Source organism: Streptomyces sp. NPDC040545 (assembly GCF_055595065.1).
The window spans coordinates 43418-61406 of sequence record NZ_JBVIWA010000006.1 but is presented as its reverse complement, the minus strand read 5'-3'; the positions used below and the strand labels follow the sequence as shown (position 1 = coordinate 61406).

The window sequence follows — 17989 nt, the reverse complement described above, 5'->3', positions numbered from 1 at the left end:
AAGGCAAGCACCCGGATGAACCAGACGCACCGCGCTCTCATCGTCGCCCGGATGGCGCCGGGATCGGCGCCCGACATCGCCGAGCTCTTCGCGGGCTCGGACGCGGGTGAACTCCCGCACCTGGTAGGGGTCACCCGCCGCAGCCTGTTCCAGTTCGGCGACGTCTACCTGCACCTGATCGAGTCGGACCGGCCGCCCGGCCCGGCCATCGCGAAGGTCACCGAGCACCCGGAGTTCCGGGACCTCAGCGACCGGCTGACCGCCTACATCAGCCCGCACAACCCGGACACCTGGCGCAGTCCGAAGGACGCCATGGCCCACGAGTTCTACCGGTGGGAGAACCCCGGCGCGAAGTGACCCGCGGCCCGGACGGGACCCGCACACCGAAGTGTGCGGGTCCCGCCGCGTGTGGCCGACCGCAAGAGAGCAGGAGGAGACGGCATGAACCCGACCGACACCGACCACTTCCCGGCGGATCCGGGCCGTCCGCACGACGGCGATCCGGCCCGTGCCTCCCTGCACGTGCTCGTCCTGTCCGGTTCCTCCCGCACCGGATCGGTCAACGCCCGCCTCGGCACCCTGGCCGCTGCCCTGGTGTCCCGGGCCGGCGCCACCGCGGAGGCCGCCACGCTCGGCGACTTCCCGATGCCCCCGTACGACGGCGACGCGGAGGCCGACGAGGGACTGCCCGAAGGAGCCCTGGACCTGCGCGCGCGGATCGACGCCGCGCAGGCGCTGATCATCGCCTCCCCCGAGTACAACGCCTCCGTACCGGGCGTGCTCAAGAACGCCATCGACTGGGTCTCGCGCTACCGCCCGCAGCCCTTCAAGGACAAGCAGACCCTCCTGGTGTCGGCCTCGCCCTCGATGGTCGGCGGCAACCGGGGGCTCTGGGCCCTGCGCGTACCGCTGGAACACCTCGGCGCGCGGGTCTACCCGGACATGTTCAGCCTGGCGGGCGCGCACCAGGCGTTCACCGAGGACGGCGCCCTCACCGACCCGGGCCTCGGCGAGCGCCTCACCAGTACGATCGGCTCCTTCCTCGACCTCGTCGAGGCCGACACCCGCTACCTGTGCCTGCAGCGCCGCTGGTACGAGTTCCTGGGCGACCGCACCGACGCCCCCGTGACCTCGCGCGCCCAGGACTGATCATCATCGGCCACAGGGGGTGAGCTATGTTGGAGCGCGAGTGACATGAGTTAGGGAGGCCCTCGAGTGTCATCGGGGCAGCAGGCACGCGCACAAGCGGCTGCGATCACACCAGGGGGACAGTCGTCCGAAGAGGTCCGTCCTCCGGCCGACCGGCTCCTCGCGCTCTTCGACGGACGCCGCCTGTCACCGGGCCAGCGCCGCATCGCCCAGTACCTGATCGACCACCTCACCGAGGCCGCGTTCCTCTCGATCACCGAACTGGCCGAGCGGGTGGGCGTGAGCCAGCCCTCCGTGACCCGCTTCGCCGCCTCCCTCGGCTTCAGCGGCTACCCCGCCCTGCGTGACGTGCTGCAGCCGATCGCGCTCAGCGCCGTCGCCGGTGCCGCGGACACCCGCGCGCAGATCCGCCGCAACGAGCTGCAGGAAGCCGTCGACGCCGAGATCGAGAACCTGGAGAACGTGCGCAGGCTGCTCGCCGACACCGACCAGGTGCTGGACATCGGCCGCGAGCTGGCCGCCTCCGTGCCCCTGACCATCCTGGGCCTGCGCATCTCGGTCTCGCTCGCGGAGTACTTCGCGTACGCGGCCCGGCGCATCCACCCCGACGTCCGCCTGGTGACCCGCGGCGGCAGCGTCGCCTTCGACGCGCTGCTGCAGTCCAGGGCGGCCGGCGGGACCTGGGTGCTCGCCTTCGCCATGCCGCGGCACGCCAAGGAGACCCTGGCCGCCGTCCGCGCCGCCCGCAGCACGGGGCTGCGTGTGGTCCTGATCACGGACCCCACCCTGGGGCCGCTGGTGGACGAGGCGGACGTGGCCCTGACGGCCGGGACCGGATCCCGGCTGGTTTTCGACTCGTACGCGGCGCCCGGGATGCTGTCCGCGGCTCTGTTGCAGGCGATGGCCGACGCGGACCCGGAGCGGACCCAGGCCCGTCTGGAGAGCTACGAGCACGTGGCCGACCAGCACGGCTTCTTCCTCTAGCCCGTTCCGGCCCGGTTCACCAGGTGATATTCAGTCCCCGGGGTGCATGAAATTTTTCATACTCTTGCTTACTCGACGGTATATATGTTTACTGACGACGGCGCTCCGGATCCACCAGATGCCAAGGAGGACCCCCATGTCCTCCCGAACGTACTCGCGGTACGACGAACCTCCTCAGGTCGCGACCGCGTGTCGGGTCCAGGCTTTCGGATCCCCGCAGAGCGCCCATGGCGGCCTCGGTCAACCCCTGGGCCGAGGCCGCCCCCCAGAACGTCTCGATCAGAGTTCGACACCACTCGGAAGTGACGAGAATGCCTCAGACGGCCACGTTTACCCTCAGCCCTGACTGGCCCATGCAGGTCAAGGCACCCGGTACGCACGACTGGGAGCGCACGGCCACACGCTGGCTGCGGGATCTGCTCCCGGCCCGCTACGGCGGCTACCTGACGCTCACCCGCCACCACGCCCTCCTGGCCCGGCACGTCCAGCTCCAGCTGCAGCACGAGATGCGCGCGGTGCGGGCGGCCCTGCAGACCAGCCGCGCCGAGCTGCCCACCATGGGCATCGCCGAGTCGGTCATCGAGAACTCGATCAGGATGTACGCCGTCGAGCTGGAGCAGCTGGGACGGCTCGCCCGCGGCGCGCGCCTCGTGTCCGACGCGCTCCTCGTCGGCACCCCCGCCCAGCGCAGGCGCTGAAACCGCGGCGCCTACACCGTCTGGGTCGGCTGCCAGGAGCGGAGCCGGGCGGCCACGTCGAAGACGGTGGCGCGCAGCATGCGGATGTCGGTGATGAGGTCGCGCCATTGCTCGTACGTGGCGTCCACCGCCTTGCCGGAGGCCTCGATGTACGCGACGGCGACCCCGTAGGCGAAGTACTCGTTGGAGTCGGGGAGCGGCCGGAGCAGCACGATCGCGTCGAGCAGGGCGGCCGCCCGCCAGAAGGCGTCGGGGTCGTCCACTTCCAGGCTGGGCGTGTTCACCCGGTGCCGGGCCACGGCGGCGACCAGGGCGGAGTGGTCGGCCACCGCCACGTCCTTGAACAGCGCCTCCTGCCGCTCCAGCAGCCAGCGGTGATCGATGTGCAGTTCCACGCCTTTGAGTATCCCCGCCCGGGGCCCGGCCGTGGGGCTTTTCCGGTCGGGCGGGGACGCACGCGGGATTACGGCTTGGGGAGCACGCAGCCGGGGCGGTTCAGGTCAATCTTGTTTCCGGGCGCTATGCAGGGGACGATGATGTACGTCTGCTGGGCGTAGTTGATGCCCTGGCGGACCGTCACGTTGCCGTTCTGGTCGACCTCGCACGGGTTGTTGTCCGTGCAGCGGGCGCCGTCCTCGTTGCCCGTGTTGTTGACGGCGACGACCTTGCCGGTCGCCGTGTCCACCACCGGTGACCCGGAGGTGCCGCCGATGGTGTTGCAGGCGGAGGTGTAGCGGACCGAGTCCTTCCAGGTCCAGGCGCCCTCCTTGAGGCGGTAGGCGAAGCCGTCCACGTTGCAGGTGTAGATCCGCTTCCAGTAGCCCGAGACCACCTTGATCGCCGAGCCCTGGGCCGGGCGTGCGCCGTCGAGCGTCAGCGCGGTGATGCCGTACTGGCTCTGGATCTGGGCGTAGGTCCGGGTCAGCTGGTAGACCGAGATGTCGGTGTCGGTCATAGTGGCGTACGCGATCTTGCTCGCGCGGAGCGTGCCGACCTTCGACCCGGCCGAGTTGAGCAGCGAGAACGAGCGGCTGGACGGGCGGTCCTTGATGACCTCGCCGGCCGCCGGGAAGCCCGACTCCAGGCAGTGCCCGTTGGAAAGCACCAGCGCGAGGTCGTCCGGCTGGGAGCCGGGCGCGCGGACGACGGATCCGGAACAGTTGCTGAGGGCCACGGTGCCCGCGAAGTTGACCGCGACGGCGGTGGCTTCGGAGGCGGCGGGCGGGGTGGTGGTGGGTGCGGTGGGCGCGGCCACGGCGGGGGTGACCGCCGCTCCCAGCAGGAGCAGGGAGAGTAAGGCGCCGGTGAGAGGCTTGTTCATGTGGGGGTTCCCCTCTGATGACAATGCGACCGAAGATCCTCCGGTTGTCATGTGCATTGTTGGGATCCCGGCCGCAAGTCGCAAGACCGCGTGGCGAGTTGACGCGGGTGCCGGGGGAGGGGTCCCGGACGGCCCCGAGTGCACCGATAACGGTCCGCGCACGGGTGTTCCGCACCGGTGGCTTTGCCTCCTACGGTCGGTGCAGCACAGTTCCGGACCAGGAGGCAACGTGAAGCGCGAGATCGACATCGACCAGCTGGTGACGGCGATGAAGGCGGTCGACGAGGCGGGGCGGCTCTTCGAGGAGGCGCGCGCCGTGTACGAGGCGCGCGGCCTCAAGAGGATCAGCGACGACTTCAAGGTGGCGGGCGGCTCGGTCCAGACGCTCCAGGGCGCCGAGGAGATGGCCCTCGGGGCCCGCAAGTACCTCGCCGAGCTCGCACTGATCGCCGGCTACGCGGCCGCCGGCCTCGAGGAGCGTGCGGGAGAGAGACCGGAGACCGCCCGGGGCGGCTTCCCCGGCATCTCGGGCGGCGGTGCCCGCATGGGCCGCCCGCTGCTCGGTCCGACGCTGGAGGGACTGCGGCTGCTGCTGGCCGTCGACTTCTTCGAGCCCGCCTTCAAGACCGCGATCGAGGAAGTCGTACGGGCCGAGAAGGCCACCTACCCCGACCCCGCCACGTTCCGCATCCCCACGCGCGCCGGCCGTGCCGCCCCGGCCGGCCGCACTCCCTGAGGTGCCGGGCCGGGCCGGCGGGGCGAGGCTGGGGGTATGCATCACGCACCCGTCGTCGTACACCGGATCTTCCCGTCGGGGGGCCGGCAGGTGACCCTGCGGACCTCGAACGGAGAGGAGTCCCTGGGCCTGGCCCACTCGGACGAGGACGTCATCGAGTTCCTGCGCCGGGCCGGCATGCCGGACCCCGACGACGTGGTCCTCGGCGGCGCCGAGCTGCTGGACTGGGAGTGGGACACCCCCCACGTGTACGAGGCCGACCCGCCGACCGACGACCTCCCCTGAAGGTCGTCGCAGGCCGGAACGGAGTCCGACCTGCGGTGCCCCACCCTGCCGGGGGCGAGCCGGTGCGGCGCGGAGCGGTCCCACCCGGACTCATCGCCATGAACCGGCCCCGGCGGGGACTGGGGGTTGATCCCCGGTGTCGGTGGGTGGTGGCAGGATGCGCCGTATGACCTCAGCCACCGCAGCCGACTACGGCTGGATACGTTCCTCGTCCCTGTTCGCCTACGGACTGGAGGGCGGGTACACGCTGACGCTGGTGCGGGGGCTGTCGCCCGCGGAGCTGCTCGCAGTGGCGGGAGCCGAGCCACGAGAGACGTGTGACGGGTTCCACGAACTGATCCATGAGCACACGGAGATCCTGTCCGGGTACGAGAACTGGCCCGAGTCCTTTCTCGTGGGAGCGTTCACGGTGCCCGGTGAGGGAGGGGACTGGACCCTCGTCCTGGAGTTCGGCGGCGATCTGGGAACACGGCCGGCCCTCATGGAAGCCCTCTCCGCCGGGACGCGGGCCGTCTCTCATTCGAGCAACGGGGGGAAGCCCATGGACTTCTTCCACTGGTACGAGGACGGGGAACTGCGGACCACCTTCGAGTGGCCGGCGGACCGGACCGGCAGCACCCCCGATGAGCTGAACGCCCTGATGAGGGAGGTCGGGCTCAACCCGACGGGTGACGAAGACCCCGACGTCGACAGGAAGGCCGCGGTGCTCGCGCTGACCGAGCGACTCACCGGCGTACGGGTGACCGAGAAACTGCTGGCGGATGCCGAGTACCGGACGGGCGAGGTACCGGAGGAACCCGCCGAGGAGTGGTAGAGCCGCACCGTCGAGCATCGCGGACGGTCAGTCCGTGCCGGCATCCGTCCGGCCGGCGGGACGCGTCCGGAGCCAGTACGAGCGCGCCGCGACGGTCAGGGCGATGCCGTAGACGGCGAAGGCGGCCATCCCGATCCAGCCGACCAGCAGCGCGTCGCCCGAGGAGTGGAAGTCGCCGCTCCGCAGCGTCACCACGCCGGTCGTGGCCAGGATCAGGTATCCGACCCCCAGAACGCCGTACGGGGCGAGCGTGGCAGCGCCGAGCAGAGCCGGGGTGAGGGGGAGCCAGCGCGGCACCCGCCGGCCGCGCAGGAACGGCGTCCAGCGCGGGAAGACCTGCCCCCACGGGCGGATCAGGCCCCACAGCAGGAAAACGCCGAGCGCGGCCAGCAGCGCGGTGGGGTCCAGGCCCCAGGACTCCAGCGTGAGGAAGATCCCCGAGGCACCGTTGCGCTCCGAGACCGCGAGCATCTCCGCACCGGTGATCCCCGCGAACGTCCCGCCGGACGCCCAGACCAGCTTCATCGCCGCGTACGGGACGAAGGCCAGCGTCCCTGCCCAGGCGGCGAGTCGCAGACCCTGCGGTGCGGCGGACGGCGCTCGTACGGCAGGACCGGCAGGACCGGCAGGCAGGCGGTCGGACCGGGCCGTCGCCGCGAGCAGGACCGCCCCGGCCGCCGCGAGGGCCTTGTTCGCAGCGGAGGCCGGGCTGTCCAACCCCTGACCGAGCATCAGCGTGATCACATCCATCAGCAGGCTGAACGCGGTGATCCCTGCCAGCCCGCACAGCACCCGGAGCACCATCCGCAACGGTGGCAGCAGCCCGTACCGCACCACCGCTCCACCGGCCGACGCCCCCAGCGCACCCAGCGCCCCGACCGCCCAACCCAGCCAGGGGACCCCTGAGCCACCGCCGTGGTAGGGCAAGGGAGTCCCGCTCAGCGCGCAGGCCAGGCCGAAGCCGGCGTAGAGCACCCCCCACACCGTCGCCCAGGCCACCCAGCGCGGCCATGGCCGCCACCAGGCGCTCCGGGGCGCCTTCATCGTCCGTTCGACACCGGTCATGTTCCGAACCTCGCACCGAACAGGGCGGGGTGGCGTCGACCGGCGGAACGATCTCGCTCCCCCGGCCGGGGGAGCGGCCTCCGAGACCGAGGTATGAGCTACGGGGGTGGTTCCCCGATCGCGGGGCGTACGAGCCGATGCGGACCAGGGCCCGTCGTGCGGCCGGGGTGACGGCCCCAATGCCCCACCGGCGCGACGCACCGTCAGCTGTGGTGCACCGCCTCCAGGACGGCGAGATCCTCCTCCGACAGGCGCAGGGACCCGGCGGCCACGTTCGCGTCCAGGTGGTCCGGGTCGCCCGTGCCGGGGATGGCCAGTACGTGCGGTCCCCGCCGGAGCGTCCACGCCAGCCGTACCTGCGCCGGGCTCGCGCCGTGCGCCCGGGCGACGGCGCGCACCTCCTCGCGCTCGGCTCCGCTCGCGCCCGCCTGCCGACCGGTCCCCGCGATGGAGTAGAAGGGGACGAACGCGATGCCCTGCTCACCGCAGGTGCGCACGAACCCGTCGTGCTCGGGCCGCACCCCGATCCCGTACATGTTCTGCACGCAGACCACCGGCGCGATGGCCCGGGCCTCGGCGAGGTGCTCGGGGGTGACGTTGGAGATGCCGAGGTGGCGGATGAGGCCCGCGTCGCGGAGCTCGGCCAGCGCGCCGAAGCGCTCGGCGATGGAATCGGTCCCGACGATGCGCAGGTTCACCACGTCGAGGTGGTCGCGGCCGAGCTGGCGCAGGTTCTCCTCGACCTGGCCGCGCAGCAGCTCCGGGGTGGCGTGTTCGCGCCAGGCGCCGGACGGGTCCCGGCCCGGACCGACCTTGGTGGTGATGACGAGGTCCTCCGGGTAGGGGGCCAGCGCCGTGTTGATCAGCTCGTTGGCGGAGCGCAGCGGCGAGAAGTAGAACGCGGCGGTGTCGATGTGGTTCACCCCGAGCTCGACCGCCCGGCGCAGCACGGCGATCGCCTGGCCGCGGTCCCGGGGTGCGGCGTCGTCGGCGAACGCCTCGCCGGTCTGCGTCAGGCGCATCGCGCCGAATCCGATCCGGTTGATCTTCAGGTCGCCGAGGTTCCAGGTGCCTGCGGCGTCCGCCGTCATCGTCTGTGAGGTCATGCCCGGATGATCGCCACCCGGTAGGCTGCCAGGCCATTCATTAAGGCATGACTGAATCCTTGGAGTGGCCGTGCTGGCGGAACTGGCGTTCTCCGTGAGCGATCTCGCGCAGATGCGGTTCGCCGTCTCGCCGATGTGGGAGGTCGGGCCCAGCTACCGGTTGCTGGCTTCCGGGGCCACCTCCGCCGTACACCGGCCCTGGACCGGGCAGGTGGGGCCGCGCCTGGCGGCCGCCGGCCTGGACCGGGGCTGGCTGGCCGAACTGGTCCCGCCCTCGGGGTACGTACCCGACTTCCTCAACCCGGCGCCCACCGGTCCGGCTCCCTCCCTGGCGGAGGAACTGGCCAGGATCCAGGCCACACCCGCCTCCCGGGTCCGCCAGGAGCTCGACCGCCTGCGACAGGAACAGGGACGCCTCGGCCCGCGCACGCGGACCTTGTACGCCGACCCGCAGGCCCGCCTGGTCCGGGTCGCGGAAGAGATCGGGACCTACTGGGAGCTGGCCCTGGCGCCGTATTGGGCACGGATCCGCGCGGTGCTCGACGCCGATGTCTTCCACCGGGCCCGGCAGGCCGCCGAGCACGGCGCGGGCCGCCTCTTCAACGACCTCCATCCCTCGGTGAGCTGGGGTGACAACGCGCTCCGGCTGTCCCGCCGGCATCGGCCCCTGTCCCGCGGAACGGCGGGTGCCGGGCTGCTGCTGATCCCCTCGGTCTTCATCGAACCGGTCCCCTTCACCCGGGTGACGCCCCCGGAACCGCCGCAACTCGCCTATCCGGCGCGCGGCACCGGCTCCCTGTGGGAACCCCGGCCCGCCGGCCGGACCGAGGCCCTGGCCGCCGTGCTCGGCCGCTCCCGCACCCGGCTGCTGAGCGAACTGGAAACCCCGGCCTCCACCAGCGAACTGGCCCGCCGTACGGGGCTCTCGGCCGCCGGAGTGTCCCAGTACCTGACCGCGCTGCGCGCAGCGGGCCTGGTCAGTGCCCACCGGGCCGGCCGCTCCGTGCTCTACGCCCGCACCGCCGTCGCCGAGGCCCTCCTCGTTGCCTACACTCCAGGCGTGGAACGGGGACGATCACAGGGAGGGGCACCATGAGCGGGCGCCGGTGGAGCCTGGCGGAGCGCATCGTGGTGGACGCCGCCCCCGAGGACGTCCACCGGGTGGTGTCCGACCTGCGGAACATGGGCCGTTGGAGTCCGGAATGCCGCCGCGTCTGGGTGCTGCGGCCGCCGGCCCGCCCCGGCAGCCGCTTCGTCGGGCTCAACCGGAGAGGGCCGTTCGTCTGGTTTACGGTGGGCCGGATCACAGCCCTGCGCGCGCCGGCGCAGGCGCCGGACGGAACCGGTGAGTTCACCTTCGACATCGGCATCTTCGGGCTGCCGATCGCGCGTTGGGGCTACCGGTTCGAACCGGAGGGCGAGCGCACGCGCGTCACGGAGACCTGGCAGGACCTGCGCACCGGCCGGGGCTCCCGCCTGACCACGCTGCTCGGCGCGGTGTTCGCCGGCACCGGCCCGGACCGGCGCATCGCGGTCAACCGCGCCGGGATGCGCACGACCCTGGACCGTCTTGCGGCGGCCTTCGGCCCGGTCACGCAGCACCGTCCTTGAGGGACCGGCCGAACTGTTCGTCCAGGACGGACAGCCGCCGCCCGTACTCGTCCTCGTCGATCTCCCCGGCGGCGAAGCGCCGCCCCAGGATTGCGATCGGCGACCGCTCACCGTACGCCGCCGTCCCGCGGCGCCCGTGCCGCACGGTGCGGCGCAGCCCGGTGACGACACCGACGACGACCGCCGCCCAGACCAGCGGAAGGAAGAGGATCCACGGGCCGGGCCCGTCGTAGGCGAGGGTGGTGAAGGGGCCCATCTCGGTTCATCTCCTCGGAAGCACGGGCGTTTCTTCTCATCCCGAGACTCTTCGGAAAGCTCCCTCCGCTCGTCGTACGGCCGGCTGCACCCCGGGTACTTCTACGGGAGTACCCGGGGTGCAGCCGTGCGAGCCGGGACGCGTGGGACAGCAGAGGGCGATGCGCACATTCCACGCAATCCCCCGTTCCCCGTACGCCGCCACGCACGCTCGGTAGCGTCGGGATCACAAGCAGTCCGGTGTCCGCAAGCACTGAGCACCGGGCGGAGTCCGTAGAAGGCAAGGGAGCGAATACCGATGGCGAACGTTGAGGTCTCTTTGAAGGAGACGATGACGTCGATCGAGGGTGCGATGGGAGCCGCGTTGGTGGACTACACCAGCGGTATGGCGCTGGGGACCCTCGGCGGTGGGAAGGATCTTGACCTCACGGTCGCCGCCGCGGGCAACACGGACGTGATCCGGGCGAAGGTGCGCACCATGGAGATGCTGGGCCTCAAGGACGAGATCGAGGACGTCCTGATCACCCTCGGCGGCCAGTACCACCTGATCCGGCTGCTCAAGGGCCGGGGTCACGGCGGGCTGTTCCTGTACGTCGTGCTGGACAAGACCCAGTCCAACCTGGCCATGGCCCGTCACCAGCTCAAGCGCATCGAGGCCGCTCTGGAGCTCTGAGTCCTGCAATCTCGCGCCCACGCATGCCCACGAGTTGAAGAATTCTTCAATCCGGCACATCTGAAACAGGTAATCCCCGGGCGTGCGTGGGCCCGTCCGTACGAATGTATGGGTGGTCGGCCGACTGGAAGCCCCGCGCCCCCAAGCAAGGTTTGAAGCAACAGCAGGAGCACTCATGGGAATGCAGGTCCCCCTCTACCAGGCGAAGGCCGAGTTCTTCCGCATGCTCGGACACCCCGTCCGCATCCGCGTCCTGGAACTCCTGCAGAACGGCCCCGTCCCCGTACGCGACCTGCTCGCCGCGATCGACGTCGAGGCTTCGAACCTCTCCCAGCAGTTGGCGGTCCTGCGCCGGTCCGGCATCGTCGTTTCCATCCGCGACGGAGCGACCGTCAGCTACGCCCTCGCCGGCGGCGACGTGGCCGACCTCCTGCGCGCGGCGCGCCGCATCCTGACCGAGCTCCTGACGGGTCAGAGCGAACTCCTCGCGGAACTGAAGCAGTTGGGGCCGCAGCCGGACCGCACGGACAAGGTCATCGGCCGCTGACGCCGACCGGCGCGGCCTGACCGCGCACCCCGACCCCGGGCCCCCTACCCGGTCGCCGCACCGCTTGGTACCCTCCGCGCGCGCACCGGGGGACGCTGAACCAGGGGGAAGAATGGCCGAGTTGCTCACCAGCGAGGATCCGGAACGGATCGCCGGGTACTGGCTCGCCGCCCGCCTCGGCGCGGGTGGCCAGGGGACGGTGTACGAGGGCTACGACGAGGCCGGGCAGCGCGTCGCCGTCAAGGTGCTGCGCCCGGAGCTCGTGGCCCGCCCAGAGATCGCGGGCCGGTTCGCCAAGGAGGTGCTCGCCGCGCAGCGGGTGGAGTCCTTCTGCACCGCACGGATCCTGGAGAGCGGAACCGACGGCGAACGACCCTTCATCGTCAGCGAGTTCGTTCCCGGCCGGGATCTGCGCAAAGCCGTCCGAGACTCGGGCCCGCTGACCGGCGACGCGCTGGTGCGGCTGGCGACGGGGGCCGCCACCGCCCTGGCCGCCATCCACCGCGCGGGTGTCGTCCACCGAGACCTCAAACCCGACAACATCCTCCTCGGCCCCGACGGCCCCCGCGTCATCGACTTCGGCATCGCCCGCACCGCGGACATGTCGCTGACCGATACCGGACATCTGATGGGCACACCGGGCTACATGGCCCCCGAGGTGCTCACCGGGCGCCGCGCCGACGGCGCCGCCGACGTCTTCGCCTGGGGAGCGGTGATGCTGTTCGCGGCCACCGGACGCGATCCCTTCCGCGGCGAGAACATCGGCGAGGTCGTCGTACGGGTCACCGAACACCACCCGGACCTCACCCCCTTGCCGCCCGCGCTGCGCGAACTGGTCGGTGAGGCCCTGGCCAAGGCCCCGGCGGACCGCCCCACCGCCACCGGGCTCCTGCTCAGGATGCTGGGCGGCCCGGCCGACGCGGCCGACGCGGCCGACGCGGCGCTGCTCGCCGCCGGGCGGGACAACGCCGGGCGCCTGCGCGACGCCACCGCCGACGCGGCCGAGCCGGCCCTCGGCGCCGCCGCGGAGACGGTGTACCAGCGCCTGTCTGAACCGGTCCGGCAGGCCGTACGAGAGATCACGCTCCGCCTGATCGTCCCCGGCGCCGCCGCCGACGGCTCCCAAGACACCCTCCGCACCGCCGCCACCGCGGAATGGCTCGACGGCCGCCCGTACGAGGAACGCGGGGCGCTGCGTGACGCGTTCGACTCCCTCGCCGTCGCCCGGCTCCTCGTCCTGGAGGACGACACCGCGCGCCTCGCCTCCCTCGGCCTGCTGCGCGCCTGGCCGCGGTTGCGCGACTGGGTGGACCGCGACCGCGAAGCGCTGCTCCTGCTGCGCTGGCTCACCGCGGCCGCCGGGCACTGGGACGGGCAGGGGCGGCGGGCCGAGGACCTCCCGGCCGGCGACGCCCCGGAGGCGGCACGCGCCTGCGTCGCCGGGGCGCCCGGCTGGCACCGCGCGAGCCGGCTGGAGGGCGCGTTCCTGGAGGCGTGCCGCCAGGCGGCCGCAGCACGCCGGAGGCGTACCCGGCGGCTGCGCGCGGGAGCGGCGGCCCTGCTGTCCCTCGCGCTCGTGGCGGGCCTGGTCGCCTGGCAGCAGAAGAGCGTCAGCGACGAACGGGCCCGCCAGGCGTCCGCCCGTACGATGGCCTCCATCGCCGAGAGCCTGCGCACCTCGGACCCCGAAATGGCCGCCCTGCTGAGCGTCGCCGCCTGGCGGATCGCCCCGGTCGACGACGCACGGGCCGCCCTGTACGGATCCCTGGGCCAGGACGAGCGGGGCGTCGCCAACAACCTCGCCCGGGTCTCGACCGGTTACTACGACGACCACGCGGACTTCCTGCTCGACGGCCGGACCCTGGCCGTACTCGACGCCCAGACGAGCGTGGAGATCTGGGACGTGGTCAGCGGCAAGCGCACCGGCCGGGCCGACCTGCCCGCGGGCACCCCCGACCTGCCGGCCGCCGTGGATCCCACGGGGACCTCGGCCGCGCAGCCGATGAGCCACGGGGTCCAGCTGATCGACCTCAGGACCGGCAAGGCCGGCGCGCTGCTCCTGCCGGACAGCCCGACGCCCAAGGTCCTCGCGATGGCCCGGGAGGCCACCTGGGTCGTTATCAGTACCACCGGTCCCGACGAGGTGGTCCTCGTCGACGGCCGCTCCGGCCGGACGGTGCTGCGCCCACCGGTGAGCACCGCCGACGCGCTGTCCCCGGACGGTGCGACCTACGCCTACTGCCCGCCGGGCAGGCCCGTTCAGCTGTACTCGACGGCCACCGGGCGGACGGCCGAACTGCGCCGGGAGTCCCCTTATCCCACGATCACCTGTGAGACCGGCCAGAGCCTGGCCTTCAGCGCGGACGGCAAGCGCCTGATCCACACCGGAACCGGCCGCACCTCCACCCTGTGGGACGTGTCCTCGCGCACCGCCGTACGCGAGTTCGGCGCGGATTCGGTCGCGGCCCTCAGCCCGGACGGCGCGCTCGCCGTGGAGATCACCGGAAGCCAGCTGAAGCTGTGGGCCGACACCGGGACCTCGACCTCGTCCGTCCTGCTCGGCTACCCCCGGCTGGACACGGACGGCCGGGCGATGAACCTGTCCGTCGCCTTCGACGCGGACAGCCGCCTGCTGCGGTACGTGGCCAGGGACCGCCAGGTCCGTTCGCTGGACCTGACGTACGGACTCCAGGACGCGGCCGCCAAGGCGAACGTCCCCGAGGCGGTCTTCGCCCCGGACGCGGCGACGCTCGCCACGGTGGGAGCCACGGACAGCGACGCGGAGGACCGCTTCCGGCTGTGGAGCACCGCCGACGGCGCCGACGGCCAGGAACGCAGGCTGCCGCACCACCCCGTCATGCCGGCCATCCCGGACTCCTACGACGAGGACGACGACGGTTCGTCCGCCTACTCCCGCGACGGAAGGCTCCTCGCCACGGCCTCCTGGCACGAGGACCGCAAGCAGCGGGTGACAGTCTGGGACACCCGCGAGAACCGGCTGCGCACGGAGCTCACCCTGCCCGAACCCGTCGTCTCCATCAGGGGGTTCGCGTTCACCCCGGACGGCACCCGGCTGGCCGTCGCGGTCACCGAGCAGGACGGGCCCGGCCGCGTCAGGCACGCCCTGCAGATGTGGGACCTCGGGTCCGGCCGCCAGGAGTACGAGATCGCCGGCGCCGGCGCGGCCAACCTCGCGATCAGCCCCGACGGCTCCCTCCTCGTCACCTCCGCGGGGGAGCGCGTGGACCTCGCCACCCGGGCCGTCGAGCGCGGTGTCCTCGGCCCCGGTGTCATCCAGGACCTGGAGTTCAGCGACGACGGCTCGGTGCTGGCGGTGAGCCTCCTGCAGGGCACGGTCACACTGTGGGACGGCGACGGACGCCGCCGCCTGGGAGGCCTGTCGAGTACGGCGGCCACCCGCGGCGACGACTTCGGAGGGCGGGTGGCGGGGCTGCGGTTCTCCCGCGACGGCAGGACCCTGGCCGCGATCGTCGGCGACAGCCGGGTCCAGCTGTGGGACGTACCCGCCCGGCGCCGGCTCGGCGATCCGCTGCGCGGGTCCGCCGGACTGCTGCGCGCCCTCGCCTTCGACAGCCGAGGGCGGCTGCACGTCTCGTCCTCGAAGCACCCGCACCGCGTCTTCGACCTCGAACCGAGCACCGTGGCGCGGGCGCTGTGCGAGCGGGTCGGCTGGGACCTCACCCCCGCGCAGTGGGAGCAGAACGTGCCCGACCTGCCCTACCGCCCGGTCTGCTGACGCCCGGCACACCGGCTAGGAGTCGCGCTCGCTACGGCCGCGTCGGCCGCCATCTTCCGCGCAGGGCGAGTACAAGGGATGGCGAACCGCAAACACTCAGGGTTGCGAGACGAGGAGCACCATGTCGCACGACCGCCCCGCTCTGCGCCGCCCGGAAGCCGGGCTCGCCCTCGCACTGGCGTTCGCGGCTGCCGCCGCGGTCTTCGTCGCCGTCTTCCTGGTCGGCCGGGCGACCACACCGGACTACACGGTGACACTGTTCGGCCAGGCGGACATCGATGCCGTGCGGCTCAAGGCACAGCTCGCCACCGGCGTCCTGGCCCTGGCCGTCCTCCAGCTGGTGCTGGCGCTGTGGATGTACGGCCGGCTGCCCGGCGTACGCCGGGTGCCGGGCCCGGTGCCGCTCACCCACCGGATCGTCGGCGTGCTCCTGTTCGCCCTCACGATCCCGATCACGGTGCACTGCATCCAGGCCTACGGCGTGCAGCTGAACGGCTCGCGTGCGGCACTGCACTCGGTCGCCGGCTGCTTCTTCTACGGAGCCTTCGCCGCCAAGGTCCTGCTGGTGCGGAGCCGGCGCCTGCCGGGCTGGGCCCTGCCACTGGCGGGGGGCGCGCTGGTGGTCGTGGTGGTGGTCCTCTGGTACACGAGTGCGCTGTGGTACTTCAACGGAAACAGCGTGCCGCTCCTGTCGCTCGGACACCACCACCTCCCAACGGGGCGGACGTGACGCGCTCAGCGCGCCAGGTCGTGCCAGGGGCCGTCCGGTACCAGGGCGGCGAGAACGGACAGCAAGGACGGCGGCTCGATCCGATCCGGCAGCGTGTTCAGGTCGGACCACGTGACCCAGGCGTGGCCGTGGAGACCGGCCCGCTCATCGGGGAGGAGGCAGGCCGGACTCAACGTCGGCCGTTCCTCGCCGAAACGGGCCACGAAGAAGTCCTCCGGCCCGGCATACCGCTTCCCGTTCCACCGGATGTCGCGTGGGACCGAGACGGACCGCTCACGGACCGCGGCGGGGTCCAGGCCGGTCTCCTCCGCCAGTTCCCGCCGGGCCGCTATCAGCGGTGTCTCGCCCGGTTCGATGCCGCCGCCAGGCGGCTCCCAGAGCATCACGCCGTCGAACGGATCACGCCAGTGGAGCAGGAGCAGGCGCTGGGCGGCATCCAGGCAGATCACCCGCACGGCGGGCCGATGTGACGTCTCCACAGCCCTGACCCTACGTGACCATGCCATCGCCGACACGGCGAACGTTCAGCCGAGCCAGCCGGGGCGGACCAGGCCGGATTCGTAGGCCAGGACGACCAGCTGGGCGCGGTCGGGCGAAGCCGTCCAGCGCCACCCGCCCGCTCTGCGCGTGCGCGGCCCACCCCGCGCCGATCTGCGCGAAGACGGCCACGAGCAGCGCCGAGCGCCAGGCCGGGCCCCGCCCGGTCCGCTCCACCCACCGCCGCCACGGGAGACCCGGGCGCTCTCGTAGCTCTTCCATACAGCCACGCCAGATGGCGTCCGCCGTCACCCGCGTCACCCCGGCGTAGCGTTTCAGGCGTACTCCCCGCGTAGTACCCGTACCCGACTCTTCGGTCGCGCGGACGACGGCCCGACCGGTGGCGAGGTGTGATCGACACCTGGTGGTGGAGGCGGGCGGATCAGGCTAGGTTGCACGGAAGCGGAGGCCGTCGGGGACATCCGCCCCGGCACCCGCCGGTTGCCCCACTGCCGTAAATTGTCCAACGGCCCGCCGGGTAAGGCCGGGCAAAAGGTACGAGTTGGGGCAGGTGTGGGCAGGACATGGCGCGACGCGGACGTATGGAAGCGGACCGAGGTGCCACCTCCGTCGCGCCCGCGGTGCCGGGCTCCGGGATAGCCGCGGCGGCCGACGGCGGGAGCGCGGCCCGGGGCTGGCTCCGGCTCGGCCGGGACGGGCGGCTCACCGCCTACGCGAGCTGCTCCGAAGGCCTCGTGCGCTGGACCGAGTCCGCGCCCGGCTCCGACCTCTGGCAGGGGCCCGAGCTCTTCCCCGTCGAAGGATGGGCGGGCCGGTTCACGCTCGCCCAGGACTCCAACGGATTCGTCTGGTTCGCCGGCACCCGCCACCGGGACGGGGCGCCGGGCGGCCGCGAGCTGATCATCGCCACCCAGTACCAGACCGGCCGCCCGCTCGGCGACTGGCGCGCGGTGGGCAACCCCTTCCCGGACCGCGAGCGGGAGGGTGGGGATCCCTTGCCCGCGCCGGGAGATCCGATCTTGCTCCCGGACGGCACCGGGTCGCTCCACCTCCTCGCCACCCGGTTCGGCGTGGGAGTCTGGGGCCGATCCCGGCACGGCGACGGTAAATGGGGCGATTGGGTCGACTATCAGGGCAAGTGGGCCCGTGAGGCTGTCGTTCCCCTGGTGACGGCCCAGGGTCGGGCCGAATTCCTGGCCCCCTTCCGGGGCGGGGCCTCGTACTGGGGTCAGGACGCGCCGGGAAGCGACTTCAGGTGGCTCGGGCGCGTCGAGGCCGATTCCGTCGAGGGAACGTACAGCGCCTGCGAGACGGGCCCCGGCACCGGCACCTACTTCTGGCGCCACCCGGCGGACGGCGGCGTCATCGCCTACCGCCCGCAGGCCCGTGCCGGCGTGTCGCCCGCGCTCATGCCGCTGGGCGGCGCGGGCGGCGTCGGCCCGGTGGACGTCGCCCGTACGCGCATCGGCGGGTACGACTGCACCGTCCTGCTGCAGCGGGGGGCCGAGGGCTACCCGGAGATCGCCGCCTACCCGACGGAGGGCGAGCAGTACGGCACTTGGTGGGCTCCCGTCGGAGATCGGTGCGCGGGGCTGCCGGCCATCTCGCTCGACGCCCGCGGCTCGGTCACGATCGCGATGATCGACATGGACGGCGGACTGCTCGTCGCCCGGCAGGATCAGACGGACCCGGGCCTGGCCTTCGGTCCGTGGTGTCGGGTGGGGTGATCCACCTCACCTCAACACCCGTGCTGTGGCGAT

The 17989-nt window shown here is 72.2% G+C and carries 20 protein-coding genes; 14 read left to right on the top strand and 6 right to left on the bottom strand.

The window, feature by feature from the left end:
• The first annotated feature begins 15 nt into the window (after nucleotides 1-15).
• The 4 genes from ACZ573_RS14395 (at nucleotide 16) to ACZ573_RS14380 (ending at nucleotide 2831) form a co-directional block, all read left to right on the top strand.
• Nucleotides 16-357, top strand: a complete 342-nt coding sequence (locus ACZ573_RS14395; RefSeq protein WP_471303472.1) for a TcmI family type II polyketide cyclase — start codon at nucleotides 16-18, stop codon at nucleotides 355-357.
• A gap of 159 nt (nucleotides 358-516) precedes the next feature.
• On the top strand, nucleotides 517-1149 hold the full coding sequence (locus tag ACZ573_RS14390; RefSeq protein ID WP_471304076.1) for an NADPH-dependent FMN reductase: 633 nt from the start codon (nucleotides 517-519) through the stop codon (nucleotides 1147-1149).
• Nucleotides 1150-1215: 66 nt separating this feature from the next.
• Complete coding sequence (locus ACZ573_RS14385) at nucleotides 1216-2133, top strand: MurR/RpiR family transcriptional regulator (RefSeq protein WP_471303471.1); 918 nt, start codon at nucleotides 1216-1218, stop codon at nucleotides 2131-2133.
• Nucleotides 2134-2444: 311 nt separating this feature from the next.
• Complete coding sequence (locus tag ACZ573_RS14380; RefSeq protein WP_030725700.1) at nucleotides 2445-2831, top strand: hypothetical protein; 387 nt, start codon at nucleotides 2445-2447, stop codon at nucleotides 2829-2831.
• 11 nt (nucleotides 2832-2842) lie between these two features.
• On the opposite strand, the gene ACZ573_RS14375 is transcribed toward ACZ573_RS14380, so the two are convergent.
• Both ACZ573_RS14375 and ACZ573_RS14370 read right to left on the bottom strand, forming a co-directional pair.
• Nucleotides 2843-3226, bottom strand: a complete 384-nt coding sequence (locus ACZ573_RS14375) for a toxin Doc (RefSeq protein ID WP_471303468.1) — start codon at nucleotides 3224-3226, stop codon at nucleotides 2843-2845.
• A gap of 68 nt (nucleotides 3227-3294) precedes the next feature.
• Nucleotides 3295-4152: a S1 family peptidase gene (locus ACZ573_RS14370; RefSeq protein ID WP_471303466.1), complete on the bottom strand. Its 858-nt coding sequence runs from the start codon at nucleotides 4150-4152 to the stop codon at nucleotides 3295-3297.
• 229 nt (nucleotides 4153-4381) lie between these two features.
• Here ACZ573_RS14370 and ACZ573_RS14365 point away from each other — a divergent pair, with 229 nt between their 5' ends.
• From ACZ573_RS14365 to ACZ573_RS14355, 3 genes are all read left to right on the top strand, one after another.
• Nucleotides 4382-4888, top strand: coding sequence for a hypothetical protein (locus ACZ573_RS14365; RefSeq protein WP_471303463.1), 507 nt, complete (start codon nucleotides 4382-4384; stop codon nucleotides 4886-4888).
• 36 nt (nucleotides 4889-4924) lie between these two features.
• Nucleotides 4925-5173: a hypothetical protein gene (locus ACZ573_RS14360; RefSeq protein WP_471303461.1), complete on the top strand. Its 249-nt coding sequence runs from the start codon at nucleotides 4925-4927 to the stop codon at nucleotides 5171-5173.
• Between the two features lie 166 nt (nucleotides 5174-5339).
• Nucleotides 5340-5987: a DUF6461 domain-containing protein gene (locus ACZ573_RS14355; protein WP_471303458.1), complete on the top strand. Its 648-nt coding sequence runs from the start codon at nucleotides 5340-5342 to the stop codon at nucleotides 5985-5987.
• A gap of 27 nt (nucleotides 5988-6014) precedes the next feature.
• Here the strand turns inward: ACZ573_RS14355 and ACZ573_RS14350 are convergent, their stop codons facing one another.
• Together ACZ573_RS14350 and ACZ573_RS14345 are read right to left on the bottom strand one after the other, a co-directional pair.
• A complete protein-coding gene (locus tag ACZ573_RS14350; RefSeq protein ID WP_471303456.1) occupies nucleotides 6015-7052 on the bottom strand; it encodes a hypothetical protein in 1038 nt (345 codons plus the stop codon).
• Between the two features lie 203 nt (nucleotides 7053-7255).
• Nucleotides 7256-8158, bottom strand: coding sequence for an oxidoreductase (locus ACZ573_RS14345; protein WP_471303453.1), 903 nt, complete (start codon nucleotides 8156-8158; stop codon nucleotides 7256-7258).
• A gap of 70 nt (nucleotides 8159-8228) precedes the next feature.
• On the opposite strand from ACZ573_RS14345, the gene ACZ573_RS14340 reads away from it, so the two are divergent.
• Nucleotides 8229-9254, top strand: a complete 1026-nt coding sequence (locus ACZ573_RS14340; protein WP_471303451.1) for an ArsR/SmtB family transcription factor — start codon at nucleotides 8229-8231, stop codon at nucleotides 9252-9254.
• Nucleotides 9251-9769 carry an SRPBCC family protein gene (locus ACZ573_RS14335; RefSeq protein WP_471303448.1) on the top strand — a complete coding sequence of 173 codons (519 nt, stop codon included), beginning with the start codon at nucleotides 9251-9253 and terminating at the stop codon, nucleotides 9767-9769. Before ACZ573_RS14340 ends, ACZ573_RS14335 begins: the two co-directional genes overlap by 4 nt.
• On the opposite strand, the gene ACZ573_RS14330 is transcribed toward ACZ573_RS14335, so the two are convergent.
• On the bottom strand, nucleotides 9750-10025 hold the full coding sequence (locus ACZ573_RS14330) for an SHOCT domain-containing protein (protein ID WP_471303445.1): 276 nt from the start codon (nucleotides 10023-10025) through the stop codon (nucleotides 9750-9752). The two genes, ACZ573_RS14335 and ACZ573_RS14330, sit on opposite strands and share 20 nt — an antisense overlap.
• Nucleotides 10026-10322: 297 nt before the next feature.
• Here ACZ573_RS14330 and ACZ573_RS14325 point away from each other — a divergent pair, with 297 nt between their 5' ends.
• From ACZ573_RS14325 to ACZ573_RS14310, 4 genes are all read left to right on the top strand, one after another.
• Complete coding sequence (locus ACZ573_RS14325) at nucleotides 10323-10697, top strand: hypothetical protein (protein WP_150255496.1); 375 nt, start codon at nucleotides 10323-10325, stop codon at nucleotides 10695-10697.
• Nucleotides 10698-10878: 181 nt separating this feature from the next.
• Nucleotides 10879-11244 (top strand): ArsR/SmtB family transcription factor, encoded by a 366-nt coding sequence (locus ACZ573_RS14320; protein WP_351153395.1) that lies wholly within the window; start codon nucleotides 10879-10881, stop codon nucleotides 11242-11244.
• A gap of 112 nt (nucleotides 11245-11356) precedes the next feature.
• The gene (locus tag ACZ573_RS14315) at nucleotides 11357-15001 is read left to right on the top strand and encodes a WD40 repeat domain-containing serine/threonine protein kinase (RefSeq protein WP_471303442.1); all 3645 of its coding nucleotides are present in this window, start codon (nucleotides 11357-11359) and stop codon (nucleotides 14999-15001) included.
• A gap of 121 nt (nucleotides 15002-15122) precedes the next feature.
• Nucleotides 15123-15731 (top strand): DUF6529 family protein, encoded by a 609-nt coding sequence (locus tag ACZ573_RS14310; protein ID WP_471303439.1) that lies wholly within the window; start codon nucleotides 15123-15125, stop codon nucleotides 15729-15731.
• Nucleotides 15732-15736: 5 nt separating this feature from the next.
• Here the strand turns inward: ACZ573_RS14310 and ACZ573_RS14305 are convergent, their stop codons facing one another.
• Nucleotides 15737-16210 (bottom strand): NUDIX hydrolase, encoded by a 474-nt coding sequence (locus tag ACZ573_RS14305; protein WP_471303437.1) that lies wholly within the window; start codon nucleotides 16208-16210, stop codon nucleotides 15737-15739.
• A gap of 600 nt (nucleotides 16211-16810) precedes the next feature.
• Here ACZ573_RS14305 and ACZ573_RS14300 point away from each other — a divergent pair.
• Nucleotides 16811-17956: a hypothetical protein gene (locus ACZ573_RS14300; RefSeq protein ID WP_471303434.1), complete on the top strand. Its 1146-nt coding sequence runs from the start codon at nucleotides 16811-16813 to the stop codon at nucleotides 17954-17956.
• Nucleotides 17957-17989 lie beyond the last annotated feature (33 nt).